The sequence below is a fragment of the Cryptosporangium minutisporangium genome, from assembly GCF_039536245.1.
Classification (GTDB): Bacteria; Actinomycetota; Actinomycetes; order Mycobacteriales; family Cryptosporangiaceae; genus Cryptosporangium; species Cryptosporangium minutisporangium.
Map to the genome: position 1 here is coordinate 283761 of NZ_BAAAYN010000011.1, position 13549 is coordinate 297309.

The window sequence follows — 13549 nt, forward strand, 5'->3', positions numbered from 1 at the left end:
TCATCTCTCGTCCTCTCGTCCTCTCGACTCGTTGCCGTGAGGACGTCGCAGCCGACGCGGGTCTCTCGACACCGACCTCCTGTGACGCCCGTCACAGGCGCTCGGCGTCGAGGAGCCGTTCGCGGCTCCGACCCCTCCGTGCTACGACACCGACGCGAAGGAGTGACCGATGAAGTACCTGCTGCTCATCCACATGAACCCGACCGTGTTCGAGTCGCTCTCCGAGGAGGAGAAGAACGTGGTCTTCGCCGGCCACGACGCCTTCCAGGCGGAGCTGACCGAGTCCGGTGAGCTGCTGGGGTTCGTCGCGCTCGCCGATCCGGCGTCCTCGACGACCGTGCGGGTGCGCGGCGGCGCGGTCGACGCCACCGACGGGCCCTTCGTCGAGGCGAAGGAGTTCCTCGCCGGGTACTACGCGGTCGACTGCGAGACGCCGGAGCGCGCGGTCGAGCTCGCGGCGAAGATCCCGGACGCGACGTTCAACGCGATCGAGGTGCGGCCGGTGATGGCCGAAGCCGGGCTGGAGATGTGACCGAGCCGTCCGGCATCGAGGACCTGCTGCGCAGCTGCGCGCCACAGGTCCTCGGCATCCTCGTCCGCCGGTACGGGCAGTTCGACCAGTGCGAGGACGCGATGCAGGAAGCGTTGCTGGCGGCGTTCCGGCAGTGGCCGGACGAGGGAGTGCCCGAGCATCCGCGGTCCTGGCTGGTGGCGGTCGCGGCCCGTCGGCTGACCGACCAGTGGCGCAGTGACGCCGCCCGCCGTCGCCGGGAGTCGGCTTCCGTGCCGGAGGAGGATCCACCGGTCATCCCGGCGGTGGACGACACGCTGACGCTGTTCTTCCTGTGCTGCCACCCGAGTCTGTCGCCCACCACGCAGGCCGCACTGACGCTGCGCGCCGTCGGCGGGCTGACCACGGCCGAGATCGCCGCGGCGTTCCTGGTCCCGGAGGCGACGATGGCGCAGCGGATCAGCCGCGCCAAGGCGCGCCTGCGGGGTGAGGCGTTCCGCCTCCCGCCGACCGCCGATCGCGAGGCCCGCCTCGCGGTGGTGCTGCGGGTGCTCTACCTGATCTTCAACGAGGGCTACGTCGTCACCGCCGGGGACGCACTGCACCGCGCCGATCTGACGACGGAGGCCATCCGGCTGACGCGTGCGGTCCGGGAGCTGATGCCGTCCGACGGCGAGGTGGCCGGACTGCTCGCGCTGATGCTGCTCACGGAGGCCCGGCGCCCGGCCCGGCTCGGCGCCGACGGCGAGTTGGTGCCGCTGGCGTCCCAGGACCGGTTGAGCTGGGACGGCCGTTTGATCGAGGAAGGGGTGGCGCTGATCAGCGCGACGTTGCCGGTCGCGCCGCTCGGGCCGTACCAGCTGCAGGCGGCGATCGCGGCCGTGCACGCCGAGGCCCCGTCCGCGGACGAGACCGACTGGCCCCAGATCGTCGGCCTCTACACGCTGCTCGAACGCTTCGAGCCGGGCCCGATGGTGACGCTCAATCGGTCGGTCGCGGTGGCTCAAGTGCAGGGCCCTCACGCGGGGCTCGCGGTGTTGGAGTCGGTGCGGTCGGAGCTCGAGCGGCACCACCGGTGGCACGCGGTGCGGGCACACCTGCTCGAGCTAGCCGGCGACGTCGCCGAGGCCCGCGAGGCGTACCGGCAGGCTGCCCGCCGCACGGCCAGCCTGCCCGAGCGTCGATACTTGACGACGCGCGCGTCCCGCCTGTCCTGACCTGCCGCCGATCCGCCGGCAGGGCGTGGTGGCGGCCGCGCGTGGGAGGCGGGGCGCGGCGGCCCTGCCCGGGAGGCGGGTCAGGCCGACTTCTCGTCGATCCCGACGCCGCCCACCTGCCGGGGAAACGATCCCGGCCGGGCGAGCACCCGGCCGAGTTCGTACGCGGCGTCGATGACCGCTGGATGGTCCAGCTCCAGTGGTTCGATCTTCAACACCGCGGGCAGTTCGCTGCCCCAGTAGCCGACGATCCGCCACGCCGGACGGTGGTAACTCCACCATCGGACGCCGTCCCACAGCCGCTCGCCGACGTGGTTGCGCTCGAAGTAGATCTTCAACGCCCACCCCTGACTCGCCGAGCGGTTGCGTTCGATGACCTGCGTCGGCCGCAAGCCCCGGTCTGCCAGGTTCGGTGCGCTGTCCAGCTCGAGCAACCGCACCCGGTCGGCCATCATGTAGGTGGCCAGCGCCCAGACGCTCCCCCGCACGCCCGCCGAGCGGAACAAGCTAGGCGTCCACTCCGGCACGTCGCCGAACGTCTCGCCGACCGCCCCGCTCGGCTCGAGCGCGTAGTAGAACACCGTGTAGTGCGCCGGGTTGTCCAGCCGGCCCTCGCCCTGCCGCGAGGTCAGGCACAGCGGATGTCCCAGGGAACCCGGCAGGGCCTCCTCCACGTACGGGATGACGCGATAGAGCAACATGGCAGCCTCCTCAGCCGTCCTCCCCCGACGCCACGGGTAATCGGCGAACCACGTGCACGGTCACCAGGTGCCGGCGACGCTCGTCCGCGGTGACGTGCACCTGTCGCGCCCAGCACGCCGACCGCAGCACGTCCGACGCGGCCCGGACGTGACGCTCGCAAATGCCGGCCGGGCACCAGAGCAACACCGCCTGGCCGTAGCTGGTCCGCCGCGTCCGGACCACCGCAGGCAGCCGGCCGTGCCGGTTGTGCACCCACCCCTGAGCCAGCCCGGTCCGGACGCGATGCTCGGTGGCGACGCACAGGAGGCGACGGACCACCGCTCGCCGTAACGGCCCGATCGCCACCACCAGTACGAGGGCCACCCCGGTCGGCAGTAGCGTCGCGGCAAGTCCGTAGGTTGGGATGAGGATCGCCGCCGCCAGAGAAATGGCGAGAAATGTTACGAGCTCTCGGCGCCACCGCCAGAGCACCGTTGTGGGCAGCGGACGCTTCACCGGGCCCGGCAGCGGACCGTACTGCGGCGGCTCGTCCGAGGGCGGTAGCTGGGCCGACGTCGTCATCGGACTCGCCGCCCGGCCGCGCCGACGAGAACCGGCGCTCGCTCCCCGTCGTTCGGGGGCGCCGCTTCGTCTTTCGGACGGACCGCCCCGGACCGGGCGCGGCGCGCGATCCGGGGGTCCCGGTAACGCCGACCCAGCCCCCACCAGAGCCGGCTGATCTGCCACCCCGCGGCGCGGGCCGCGTCGTCTTGGCGTCGGAACAACCGATCACCGAGAACAGTCATTCTGTGATTGAGACGGCCTAGAAGTAAGCCGAAGTCACGGGTACCGTTGGACACGGTGCACCACCTGTCACTGAGCGAGCTGGAGAGTTTGCGATGACGGTGTGCGCCTTGGGCTGGGTCGATGCTGCAACATCGACTCAGCCCGTTTCGATAAAGCGCTCACCGCGCGAATTGGGGAAGCGAAGTAGGGCGTCGCTCTACGCCGACAGCGGATCTCCGTCGCCCACCACCCCCTGTGGTCCTACGGCGCTATCGCCACAGCTCTGTGGGATCGCCACAAGAGCCTCGGCGGTTGCCGCCCCTCCCCCGCCCGACGGAGGACTCAACCGTAGGATTAGCCGCTTCCATGGTGACTGTCTTGCGGGCGCGTGGCAAGATCCATGTCAATTGCCAGAGCAATTGCACGATGCAGTTGGCATGTCTTCGCCCGAGGCGTGCACGCTGCGTCCGCACGAGATGCATCGCCATGGAGGGATCTCGTGACCGACGCGTCGAGCGGCGGAAGTCCAGCCCTACGCCGGCTGGAGGTAGCCGCCGCCCTCCGCAGACACCGCAAAGCCGCCCGCCTCAGCACCGCCGAGGTTCTGGCGCGGGTGGGCTTCTCCGCCTCCAAACTCAGCCGCATCGAGACCGGTAACCGCACCGTCCAGGTCTCGGATCTAGAAGTTCTGTGCGGGCTCTACGGCGTAGATGGACACGAGCAGCAACGTTTGACGCAGCTCGTGGATGAGAGCAGACAGCCGAGCGTCTGGACTGAGCGCGAAACAACCAATCCAGCGCAGGCCGAGTACCTGGAACTGGAGGAAGCGGCGAGCGCGATCGACGATTACAAATCCAGTATGGTCACCGCGCTATTACAGACTTCGGCCTACATGCGAGCATTCTTCCGAGCTTTATCACCCCATCTGCCCATCAGCGAGATCGAGCAGCAGGTTTCTGATCGGAACTACCGCCAGCAAAAGATCATGGGTCGCACCGAGAAAGAGCCTCTTCGATTCATTCTGGACGAGGCGGCACTGTGGCGTCAGGTAGGCGGCCCCCAGGTGCTTCGGGCACAGCTTGCTCATCTCGCCGATCTGACCTGGTCCCCAGCGGTGTCGATCTTCGTTATACCGTTCAACCGGGGTGCGCACATCGGGGTGAACAGCCTCTTCACCATTCTGACATTCGAAGAATCCGTACGCGATCGGGTGTACGTCGACGGACTGAGAGGGCCGGAATATCTCGCTGAAGCCAAGGACGTCGAGCGGTACCGCGGCCACTTCGAGGACTTGCTCGGAAAGGCGTTGGACCGCACCAGCTCCCGCGATCTGATCCTCGACATCAAGAAACGTCTCTAGTAGGTCGGCCCGGCCCTCGGTGTCGCACGACCGAGAGCCGGGCATGATCAAGATAGCCTGTCGAATTCACCCGCCTTGACTCCGGCGAGGAACGCGCGCCACTCGCTACGCGGGTAGCCGAGCACCGTACCGCCCGGACTCTTTGTATCGGCCAGCCGAACGAGATCGTCGTTACTCGTCAGCCCGACGGCCACACAGGTCGAATGACTACAAGCCCCAGCGACCCGCCAGACGACGCCCGAGGGCGACCGCATCATCTCTAGATTCACCCCGAATCTCCCATGATCGACACTAGTTACTGGATTCCCCCGTTCTGGGGCCTATACACTTTTCGCGGCAAACGAGGACAGGAGTGCTCTTGGGGTGCGTGATGCGCATCGGGCCATTCTGCAGGTCTGAGCTTGATGCGTCGATTACGAAACGATGTCCATTCCCGTGTGACCGTGTAACCATCGACCATGCTCAGATGCGGCGATGAGCGCCGCCTCCTGGCATCGGAAGACCGAACCAACACCCATCCGGCGCTAAGCGACACTGACGAACGGTGCAGACGTTGGCCTCGCACCGAGGGCGCGACGCTCTGATGCTCGTTCACCCGCTCTTTCCCCAACGGAGGCGAGCGGCTATAACCCTTCGAGCAGCAGTACTCCCTCGCAGTTCCCCCGCTGTACGAGGAGGCGTTCATGGCAGTCGCCGACGAAAGACCCACTCCGGTCTCCGATGAGGACCGGCTCGCCGAGCTGGGCTACCGCCAGGAGCTCCACCGCACCTGGTCGGGCTTCTCCAACTTCGCCATCAGCTTCTCGATCATCTCGATCCTGGCCGGCTGTTTCACCACTTTCGCCCAGGCCTGGAACAACGGCGGTCCGATCGCGATCTCCATCGGATGGCCGCTGATCAGCGCTTTCATCCTCATCATCGGACTGTGCCTGGCGGAGATGGGCTCGGCGTACCCGACCGCGGGCGGCATCTACTGGTGGGCGGCGCGGCTGGGTGGCCCGGCCGCCGGGTTCTACACCGGCTGGCTCAATCTCGTCGGGTTGATCGCGGTGACGGCGAGCATCGTCTACGCATGCGCGGGCTTCTGGAACATCACGCTGACGCTGTTCTGGAGCGGCTGGGGTGACACGTTCGGCGGCGACGCCCTGAACCAGCAATTCTTCTGGTTCGTCGTGCTGATGGTGTTGGTCTGCGTGCTCAACATCTTCAGCTCGCACCTGCTGGCGCTGATCAACAACATCTCCGCCGGATGGCACGTGCTCGGCGCCGCCGTGATCATCGGCGTGCTGCTGATCGCCTCCGACGGTCACCAGAGCGCCGACTTCATCTTCACCGAGCGGATCAACAACTCCGGGTTCTCCGACAGCGCCTGGTCGTTCTGGTTCTACGTCCTGCCGCTGGGCTTCTTGCTCACCCAGTACACGATCACCGGGTTCGACGCGTCCGCGCACATGTCCGAGGAGACGCAGGCTGCGTCGCGTACGGTCGCCCGAGGTATCTGGACGTCGATCTTCTACTCCGCGATCGGCGGCTGGCTGCTGCTCTTGGCGTTCCTGTGGGCTGCTAAGGATGTCGGCTTCATCAACTCGCCGGACAACGGCTACGGCGTCGGCAGCGTCATCGCGATCTTCTCGTCGGCGCTGAGCCCCGCCTTGTTCAAGCTGGTGATGGTGATCGCGACGATCGGCCAGGTGTTCTGCGGGATCGCGGCCATGACCAGCTTGTCCCGGATGGGGTATGCGTTCAGCCGGGACGGCGCGGTGCCGGGGCGTCGACTGTGGAGCCGGGTCTCGCCGAAGACCGGGGTTCCGGTCAACGCGGTGCTCGGGGGTGCGGTGGCCGGCGTGGTGATCACGCTGCCGGCGCTGTACAAGAGCCCGGCGGGGATCCCGGTCGCGTTCTACGCCGTGGTGTCGGTCGCGGTGATCGGACTGTACCTGGCGTTCCTGATCCCGATCTATTACCGGCTACGTCGCGGATCCGCGTTCGAACCCGGGCCGTGGAATCTCGGCGGGCACTACCGGTGGATGAACCTCGTAGCGGCGGTGGAGATCGTCGTCATCAGCATCTACTTCTGCATGCCGATCGTGCCGGGCGGCGTGCCGTTCAGCGATGACTTCAGTTGGTTCGATGTGAACTACGCGCCGATCGTGACCGGTGCTGTGCTGCTGACGATCACGATCTGGTGGTTCGCGTCCGCGCGGAAGTGGTTCAGCGGGCCGCGGCGGACCATCGACGAGGAGCCGCTCACCGAGCCGGCGACGCCGGGCGCGGTCTGAAAACCTGCACTTACGGCCGGGAAGCCCCGCGGGGCTTCCCGGCCGTCGTTCTGCGTCAACCGACGCATACCGGCGCGAATGCCGGTAATCTCGTCACGGAGATTCCGCTACCACGTGTCCGGCATCCGGGCCCGGCCAGCGTCGCGTACGGAGGAGTCTTCAATGGACGAGCGCTTACCCGCCGAGCTTCGATGGCGCACGGCACGATGCAGCCATACAAACTGTGTCGAGGTCGCCATCGATTCGGAGCAAGTCCTCATTCGGAACAGCACTGCCCCTGACCAGGCGCTGCTCCGCATCTCCCACCGTCAATGGCGATACTTCATCGACGCGCTCAGGGCCGGAGACTTCGCCCCAGAGCATTAGGCGCAGCCGCTGGGTCAAGACTCAGCAAAGCCCGCCTCAGGAGACGTGCCTTGGACATGCCTGCGGGCCGGGGAGTCCCTTGACGTCCCCGGCTCGCGGATCTGGAGTGCATTGTTATCGCAGTACTACCGCGCATCAGCCGCAGTAGTTGTAGTCCCAGCAACCCTCGTAACGCTTCTGGTGACGACGGCGGCGGCGGCGCGGCTTGTAGCAGTGGTCGTTGTCCCAGTCGTTGCCGCGGTAGTCGTTGTAGTCGTAGCAGCCGCTCATGTCGTCCGCCCTCCTGAAGGTGAGTAGTCCGGGAGCCTCTCCCCGTGCACCTATAGAGTCGCGCCGATCGAGCGTGGGCTCGATCGGCGNGTGGTCGTTGTCCCAGTCGTTGCCGCGGTAGTCGTTGTAGTCGTAGCAGCCGCTCATGTCGTCCGCCCTCCTGAAGGTGAGTAGTCCGGGAGCCTCTCCCCGTGCACCTATAGAGTCGCGCCGATCGAGCGTGGGCTCGATCGGCGCGACAACGGGTGGAACGTTCGACTGCTGACAGAGCCGGGCCTCAGGCCGGACGGGATCCCATGTAGGCGGTGAACTCCTCCAGCGAGATCAAGCCGTCCCCGTCGGCGTCGACCCGGGAGACGGCGGCGGCCGCGGCCTCTTCGGTGATCTGGTCACCGAGGGCGCCGGTCACCTGGACGAGCTCCGCGGCGGAGATCAGCCCGTCGCTGTCCAGGTCGATCATGCTGAAGGTGATCGCATATTCGCTCGTGTCTGCCACACCTACCAAGGTGGCCCACGGCAGCCCCGGCCAAACCACGAAACGGGCGCCTCCCGGAGGAGGCGCCCGTTCTGGGGTCTAGCGGAGGGTCATCGCGACGGGGTGCTGTCGCGCATCGCCTTGAGCATCTTCAGCTGGGTCTTCACGGTGCCGTCGGCCTCGAGCAGGCGGTAGCCGTACTGGTGCACCGAGATGCCGGCGGCCGGGCGGTACGCGGTGTAGAGCGTGCCGACCTTGACCTGCGGGTACTGCTTCGCGGCCAGCTTGAACGAGCGGACCATGTAGTCACCGGAGATCTGCTCGGTGGCCACGCCGTGGAGCCAGATCTGGCTGATGCCGGCGTTCGAGTGCACGGAGGTACCGAACTCGGTCCACCAGATCGGCTTGGTGCCGTCGCCGTTGGCCTTCATCGCGGCGATGACCGCAGGCAGGTTGGTCATGCGGGACTTGCCGGTGATGTCGGTCGACTCCGGGGCCTTGGTCTGGTTGCCCTGGTAGGGGTGCACGGCCATGACGTTGAACGCGCCCTTGGCGCCGGCGGCGTAGGCCTGCTTGATGAAGACGTCGTCGGTCTGCGCGGGACCACCGAAGATCACCGGAACCGAGGCGTTACCGGCCTTGATGCCCGCGTAGGCGGCCTTGAGCACGGCGACGAACTTCTTCACGCGGGTGTTGGAGTCGGCGACACCGGTGAACTCGGCCAGGTTCGGCTCGTTCCAGACCTCGATGCCGGCGATGCGCGAACCGTAGGTCTTGGCCATGAAGGTCATCCACGGCTTGATCGACGACGCGTTCGTCGGGAACTGCATCGTGTTGCTACCGGTGCCCGGACGGGCCCACAGCGGCGACTGGTGCGCGGTGATGAAGACCTTCATGCCCTTGGCGCGAATGCGGTTGATCACCGTGTTCAGCCGCTGGTTGTGCCAGGACGTGGCGCTCGGGGCGGCCGACGTCGGCTGGCTGGCGGACCAACCCATGTCCACGCGGACGATCTGCACCTTGTTGGCGGCCAGCGCGTTGAGGTGCTTGTCGAACATCGCGTTCGGGGTCTGGCCGTTCCAGTACATCTCCCACATCGCGTGCAACTGCACGCCCAGCTGCGGGACGGCCGGAGCGGCGGTCGTCGTCGTCGACGCGGTCCGGACCGCGGACGCAGCGGCCGTCTTCTTCTTCTTTTTCTTGGCCGAGGTCTCAGCGGTCGGCTTGGTAGCCAGCGCCGTCGTCGCCGCCTGCGCGGCGCCGCCGCCTGCGGCGCCTCCGACCAGACCGGCTACGGCCATGACGGCGGCTACCACGATCGTGCGCTTCATCCTCGCCCCTCACTTCTTTCCGACTTCCTGACAACAACCAAGTTCGGCAGCGTCGGTAGCGGGAACGAATGCAGAACGGGAGCAGGACGGTTGCGCGGATTCGAGGGCCGGTCAGAGGGTGCGGACGGGTTGCGGCACGGTTGCCAGCAGCCGGTCACCCAGTCCGCCGTCAAGGCTCTGAGCTGGGAAAACACCGCGTATCCACCGGACGTGCCGAGGCGCGGGCCGGGGAGCGCGGAGTCCGAACGTCACCCGGAGGGCGACGCAGCGGCAGCGCGCGTCGGGGGTTGCGGTGCGCGCGACGGTACCCGTGAAGCCCATGAACGCCTCCCGACGGACGCGGTTCGGCCGGGCGGAAATCATCCGCCTTGCCCTATCTGTTGACGGTTCCGCCGACGGGCCGGTTCGACGCTCACTCGGATTTGACCGTCAGCTCGATCTCGTAGGAGTCGACCTCGGTGACCGTGAGCGTCAGCTCCATGCCGTCGCTGGACGCCTGGGCGGTGCAGAGGGGGAACACACCGGATCGGCCCTCGACGGATCGGCAGGTGCCGGTGATCGTCGGGTCCGACCAGCCCGCCACCTCGAGCGAGCGGCGGAGGTCGGCCGGATCGGGCGCGTCGTCCGCCTGCCAGCGCCGGAACGAGAGCGGACAGCCGGCGTCGAGGCAACCAGCACCCTTGCGGTCCTCGTTCTCCACCTGCCACCAGCCGGCCAGCGGGCGAAAGCGGTTCGCCGCCGCCGCCACGTCCGGATCGCCGGCGCCCCCGAGCGTGGCCACCGCACCCACCACCCCGGCCACCACCACGACGACGGCTGCCACCGCCGCGAGCACCCACGCACGGTGGCGCCGCTCCTGATCGATCGCGTGCCGAGCCGGGCTCATCCTGTTGCCTGCCGCATCGTGACCTCTCCCCGCAGTCAGTCTTCTCAATTAGTTACGGCGCAAGTGCTCACGGTGTTCAAGGCGGGCACCAACGTTTTTCGTCATCCGTGCCCTTACCGGCGGCGGTGCCGACCGCGAGCCGTCGGCAGGGCCCGGAACAGCCAGATCCAGTGCGCTCCAGTAGTCGCCAGGAGCAACGCCACGGCGATCACCAGTGGCGCGGTGGTGAGGTGCTCCTCGGCGCCTGCGGCGCTGGCCCGGACCTGCTCGGCCGGCCGCTTCGGGTTCCCCTTCCGAGGCCCGGTGACGTTACGCGCCGGGACGACCGCGGCGAACCGGGACGACCCCGTGCCACGCGGAGCGGCGAGCTCCGAGGCGCTGGTGCCGTACTCGTTCACGGCTTCCACCAGGAGTGCGGTGCTGCGGTCCGGGAGGGTAGCGAGCTCCGCCTGGCGCGCGGACGCCGGGACGTGGGCGAGCAGCCGACCATCCGCGTCGTGGATGCGCCAGGCGTCCACCGCACCGTCGGCCGCGGTGCCGCGCGGAACTCGCCACCGCACGACCGCGCCGTCCGCCCCGTACGCGGCCCGAACCGTCACCGCGGTGGGACCGGCAGGGAGTCGGCGGGTGAGCCCGGATCGGTCGACGTGCACGGCGACGCTAGTCATCAGCTCGGCGCCGTCCGCTGCGCCCACTCGGAGCCGGGCCCGGCCCTCGAAGGTCGCCGGGTACACGTGGTCCACGGACGGGCCGGACGTCGTGCGGTCGGTCGTGCCGTCGCCGTCGAAGTCCCAGCGGTAGGCGGCGACCGCGGAGGGTGGCAGGGCCGAGGCCGAGGCGTCGAACGTCACCGGCTCCCCCGGGCGGGTCCAGTATTCGTCGACGACCAGCGCCACTGCGGGCCACGGCACAGCAGCCACGGACGCGGGTGCCCCGGTGCCGACCGTGACGTCGATGCCCTCGCCCCGCTCCCCCAGCGCGTCGCGCACCGCGGCCGCCGCCTCACGGACCGCCTGGTCGACCGCCCGGCCGGGCTTGGCGTACGTGCCGTGCGTCGAGCGTGCGAAGTCGCCCAGGTTGCTGGTGCAGATCGGGTCGTCCCGGTCGCACCAGGAACCGACGCGCCGCGCCAGCTCCAGTGGAACGTACGGCGAGCGCGCGTCGAGCACGCCGTTGTCGGTGTAGCAGCTCGCGTTGCCGCGCCGCCACGGCGAGAGCGACCGGCCCCGGCACGCCACCGGAAAGACACCACGCCCCTCCGGCAGCGAGAGCTTCGGGTCGCCGAACAGCGCGACGAACACGATCCGGTCGCGGAGCCGGCGAGGCAGCGCCGGCAGCGCGTCGCCGACGACCTGTGCCCCCTGCGAGTAGCCGCCGAGCACGACTCGCTCCTCCGGGCAGTCGCGCAGTCGCTGCTCCAGGTACGTGCGGAGCTCGGTGGCGCCGGACGCCACGCTGGCCCGGTAGCCGCCACCGGCGTTGCCGGTCCAGTACGCGCCGGCGTCCAGCAGGTTCTCGAACGCGTCGCTGCTGTCGACGCCGACCCCGACCGCCGGGTAGCGGGCCCCGCCGTAGGTCGCCGCGCCGAGCTCGTAGGCGGTGGCCCGGACCGCCGGCCCGAGCCGGACGGAGAGCCCGGCGAAGAAGACTGCACTCTCCCGCTGCGCGAGCCGCTGACCGGAGCCCCGCGCGAAGACCACGGTCACGTCACCGCACCGGCCGTCCTCGGCGCTCGCCGGTGCGGACCCCACCACCGCCGGCAGGAGCAGCACGAGCGCGAGCAGCCAGCCCGGTAAGCGGGGGGTGCGGGAAGGAGTCACCGGCGCAAACCTGTTCGGCGCAGGCGCGGCCGCACGCGAGCGACCGCGCGGTGGGTGAACACTTCTCGACCGGTGGCTCTGCGGTGGTGTGACCGGAAGCGAAGCCGGAGGCGGAAAAGGGTCCGACGGAATTCAGCCGGGAGTAGGCGGACGGACGGAGAGGTGGGCCGGCTGGCCAGGGAATCGCCGAACCGACCCGCGGCAGCTTATGGCGCCGCGACGCACGCCCGCTCCACCATCTATTCGGCCGTTCGGAGCGGATCTCTGAGCGTCCCGTCGGCTAGCCGAAGCGCCTTTCGGCGCATCGGAACCGGCCCGTACGGACGATGAGCGCGCCCGAAATCCGCCCTGGGCACCAGTCATTTCCGCCTATTAAGGCGACGCTGAGAGGGCTAACTCCCTCGCTCCCTTACTCAATGCAATACCGGACGGCATTCACGCCAGCAATTCCAGCCACGGAAATCCCACTGATTTCTACCGCACGAGAAATTGCCAGGATCATCATTTCCGCGCTGGCCGGGGACCTCGCTCACGGTCTCAGGCGCGGGGAACGTTCAGGCGGTCCGGACCGCTGCCGATCTGGCCTGAGAGAACTGGCATCTCCGAAGGGCTCCCATGAAGTACCGGCTGCTGACCCGTAGCGATTTCGACGGCCTGGTGTGCGCGGTGCTCCTCCGCCGCCTGGACCTCGTCGACGAGATCACGTTCGTCCACCCCAAGGACGTCCAGGACGGCACGGTCGAAGTCACCGAGCGGGACATCCTCACGAACCTGCCGTACGCGCCGAGGGCGCACCTCGTCTTCGACCACCACCGCTCGGAGGCCCTGCGCACCGGCGGCAGCGCGCCGAATCACGTCATCATCCCGGAGGCGCCGTCCGCGTCCCGGGTCGTCTACGACTACTACGGCGGGCGCGAGCGCTTCCCGGACGTCTCCCCCGAGCTGATGGCCGCGGTCGACCGTTCCGACGGAGCGCTCTACGGCATCCAGGAGATCCTCGACCCGTCCGGCTGGACGCTGCTCAACTTCCTGATGGACAGCCGCACCGGGCTCGGCCGGTTCCGCCAGTTCCGGATCTCCAACTACCAGCTGATGCTGCGACTCATCGACGCCTGCATCGAGTACCCGGACGTCGAGGACATCCTTGACCTGCCGGACGTGGCGGAGCGGGCCGACCTGTACAACGCCCATCACAAGTTCTTCGTCGACCAACTCGAGCGGGTCGGCACCCTGCACGGCGACGTCGTCGTACTCGACCTGCGCGACGAGGACGTGATCTACGCCGGGAACCGGTTCATGGTCTACGCCCTCTACCCGCAGGCCCGCATCTCGATCCACGTGCTGTGGGGACGCCAGAAGCAGAACACCGTGCTCGCGGTCGGCAAGTCGGTCCTCGACCGCACGTCACCCGCCGACATCGGTGCGGTGATGCTCCGCTACGGCGGTGGTGGGCACGCCGCGGCCGGCACGTGCCAGGTGCCGCACGCCGACGCCGTCCGCGTCCTCGCCGAGGTCATCGCCGCTGTGGGCGCACCCCGCGCCGTTGTCGTCAGCTGAGGTCCCGGCG

Annotated in this window: 13 protein-coding genes; 6 read left to right on the forward strand and 7 right to left on the reverse strand. The window is 68.3% G+C overall.

The features are described from left to right. Positions 1–169: 169 nt before the first annotated feature. Together ABEB28_RS09540 and ABEB28_RS09545 are read left to right on the forward strand one after the other, a co-directional pair. A complete protein-coding gene (locus ABEB28_RS09540) occupies positions 170–532 on the forward strand; it encodes a YciI family protein (RefSeq protein ID WP_345727619.1) in 363 nt (120 codons plus the stop codon). Beyond that, positions 529–1728, forward strand: coding sequence for an RNA polymerase sigma factor (locus ABEB28_RS09545; protein ID WP_345727620.1), 1200 nt, complete (start codon positions 529–531; stop codon positions 1726–1728). Before ABEB28_RS09540 ends, ABEB28_RS09545 begins: the two co-directional genes overlap by 4 nt. 80 nt (positions 1729–1808) lie before the next feature. Here ABEB28_RS09545 and ABEB28_RS09550 read toward each other — a convergent pair whose 3' ends face one another. Both ABEB28_RS09550 and ABEB28_RS09555 read right to left on the reverse strand, forming a co-directional pair. Next, positions 1809–2429 carry an RES domain-containing protein gene (locus ABEB28_RS09550; protein ID WP_345727621.1) on the reverse strand — a complete coding sequence of 207 codons (621 nt, stop codon included), beginning with the start codon at positions 2427–2429 and terminating at the stop codon, positions 1809–1811. 10 nt (positions 2430–2439) lie between these two features. After that, positions 2440–2991: a hypothetical protein gene (locus ABEB28_RS09555; RefSeq protein ID WP_345727622.1), complete on the reverse strand. Its 552-nt coding sequence runs from the start codon at positions 2989–2991 to the stop codon at positions 2440–2442. A gap of 703 nt (positions 2992–3694) precedes the next feature. On the opposite strand from ABEB28_RS09555, the gene ABEB28_RS09560 reads away from it, so the two are divergent. Continuing rightward, positions 3695–4555 (forward strand): helix-turn-helix domain-containing protein, encoded by an 861-nt coding sequence (locus tag ABEB28_RS09560; RefSeq protein WP_345727623.1) that lies wholly within the window; start codon positions 3695–3697, stop codon positions 4553–4555. A 47-nt stretch (positions 4556–4602) separates the two neighbouring features. Here the strand turns inward: ABEB28_RS09560 and ABEB28_RS09565 are convergent, their stop codons facing one another. Next, the gene (locus ABEB28_RS09565) at positions 4603–4812 is read right to left on the reverse strand and encodes a DUF397 domain-containing protein (protein WP_345727665.1); all 210 of its coding nucleotides are present in this window, start codon (positions 4810–4812) and stop codon (positions 4603–4605) included. A gap of 426 nt (positions 4813–5238) precedes the next feature. Here ABEB28_RS09565 and ABEB28_RS09570 point away from each other — a divergent pair, with 426 nt between their 5' ends. Then, positions 5239–6834, forward strand: a complete 1596-nt coding sequence (locus ABEB28_RS09570) for an amino acid permease (protein ID WP_345727624.1) — start codon at positions 5239–5241, stop codon at positions 6832–6834. A 162-nt stretch (positions 6835–6996) separates the two neighbouring features. Next, the gene (locus tag ABEB28_RS09575; protein ID WP_345727625.1) at positions 6997–7200 is read left to right on the forward strand and encodes a DUF397 domain-containing protein; all 204 of its coding nucleotides are present in this window, start codon (positions 6997–6999) and stop codon (positions 7198–7200) included. A gap of 547 nt (positions 7201–7747) precedes the next feature. Here ABEB28_RS09575 and ABEB28_RS09580 read toward each other — a convergent pair. The 4 genes from ABEB28_RS09580 to ABEB28_RS09595 all read right to left on the reverse strand — a co-directional run bounded on the left by ABEB28_RS09580 (position 7748) and on the right by ABEB28_RS09595 (position 11982). Continuing rightward, on the reverse strand, positions 7748–7966 hold the full coding sequence (locus ABEB28_RS09580; RefSeq protein ID WP_345727626.1) for an EF-hand domain-containing protein: 219 nt from the start codon (positions 7964–7966) through the stop codon (positions 7748–7750). Positions 7967–8055: 89 nt separating this feature from the next. Continuing rightward, a complete protein-coding gene (locus ABEB28_RS09585) occupies positions 8056–9276 on the reverse strand; it encodes a cellulase family glycosylhydrolase (RefSeq protein WP_345727627.1) in 1221 nt (406 codons plus the stop codon). A gap of 412 nt (positions 9277–9688) precedes the next feature. Beyond that, a complete protein-coding gene (locus ABEB28_RS09590; RefSeq protein ID WP_345727628.1) occupies positions 9689–10162 on the reverse strand; it encodes a hypothetical protein in 474 nt (157 codons plus the stop codon). A gap of 113 nt (positions 10163–10275) precedes the next feature. After that, positions 10276–11982, reverse strand: a complete 1707-nt coding sequence (locus ABEB28_RS09595; RefSeq protein WP_345727629.1) for a cutinase family protein — start codon at positions 11980–11982, stop codon at positions 10276–10278. A gap of 615 nt (positions 11983–12597) precedes the next feature. On the opposite strand from ABEB28_RS09595, the gene ABEB28_RS09600 reads away from it, so the two are divergent. Continuing rightward, complete coding sequence (locus ABEB28_RS09600) at positions 12598–13539, forward strand: exopolyphosphatase (protein WP_345727630.1); 942 nt, start codon at positions 12598–12600, stop codon at positions 13537–13539. Positions 13540–13549 lie beyond the last annotated feature (10 nt).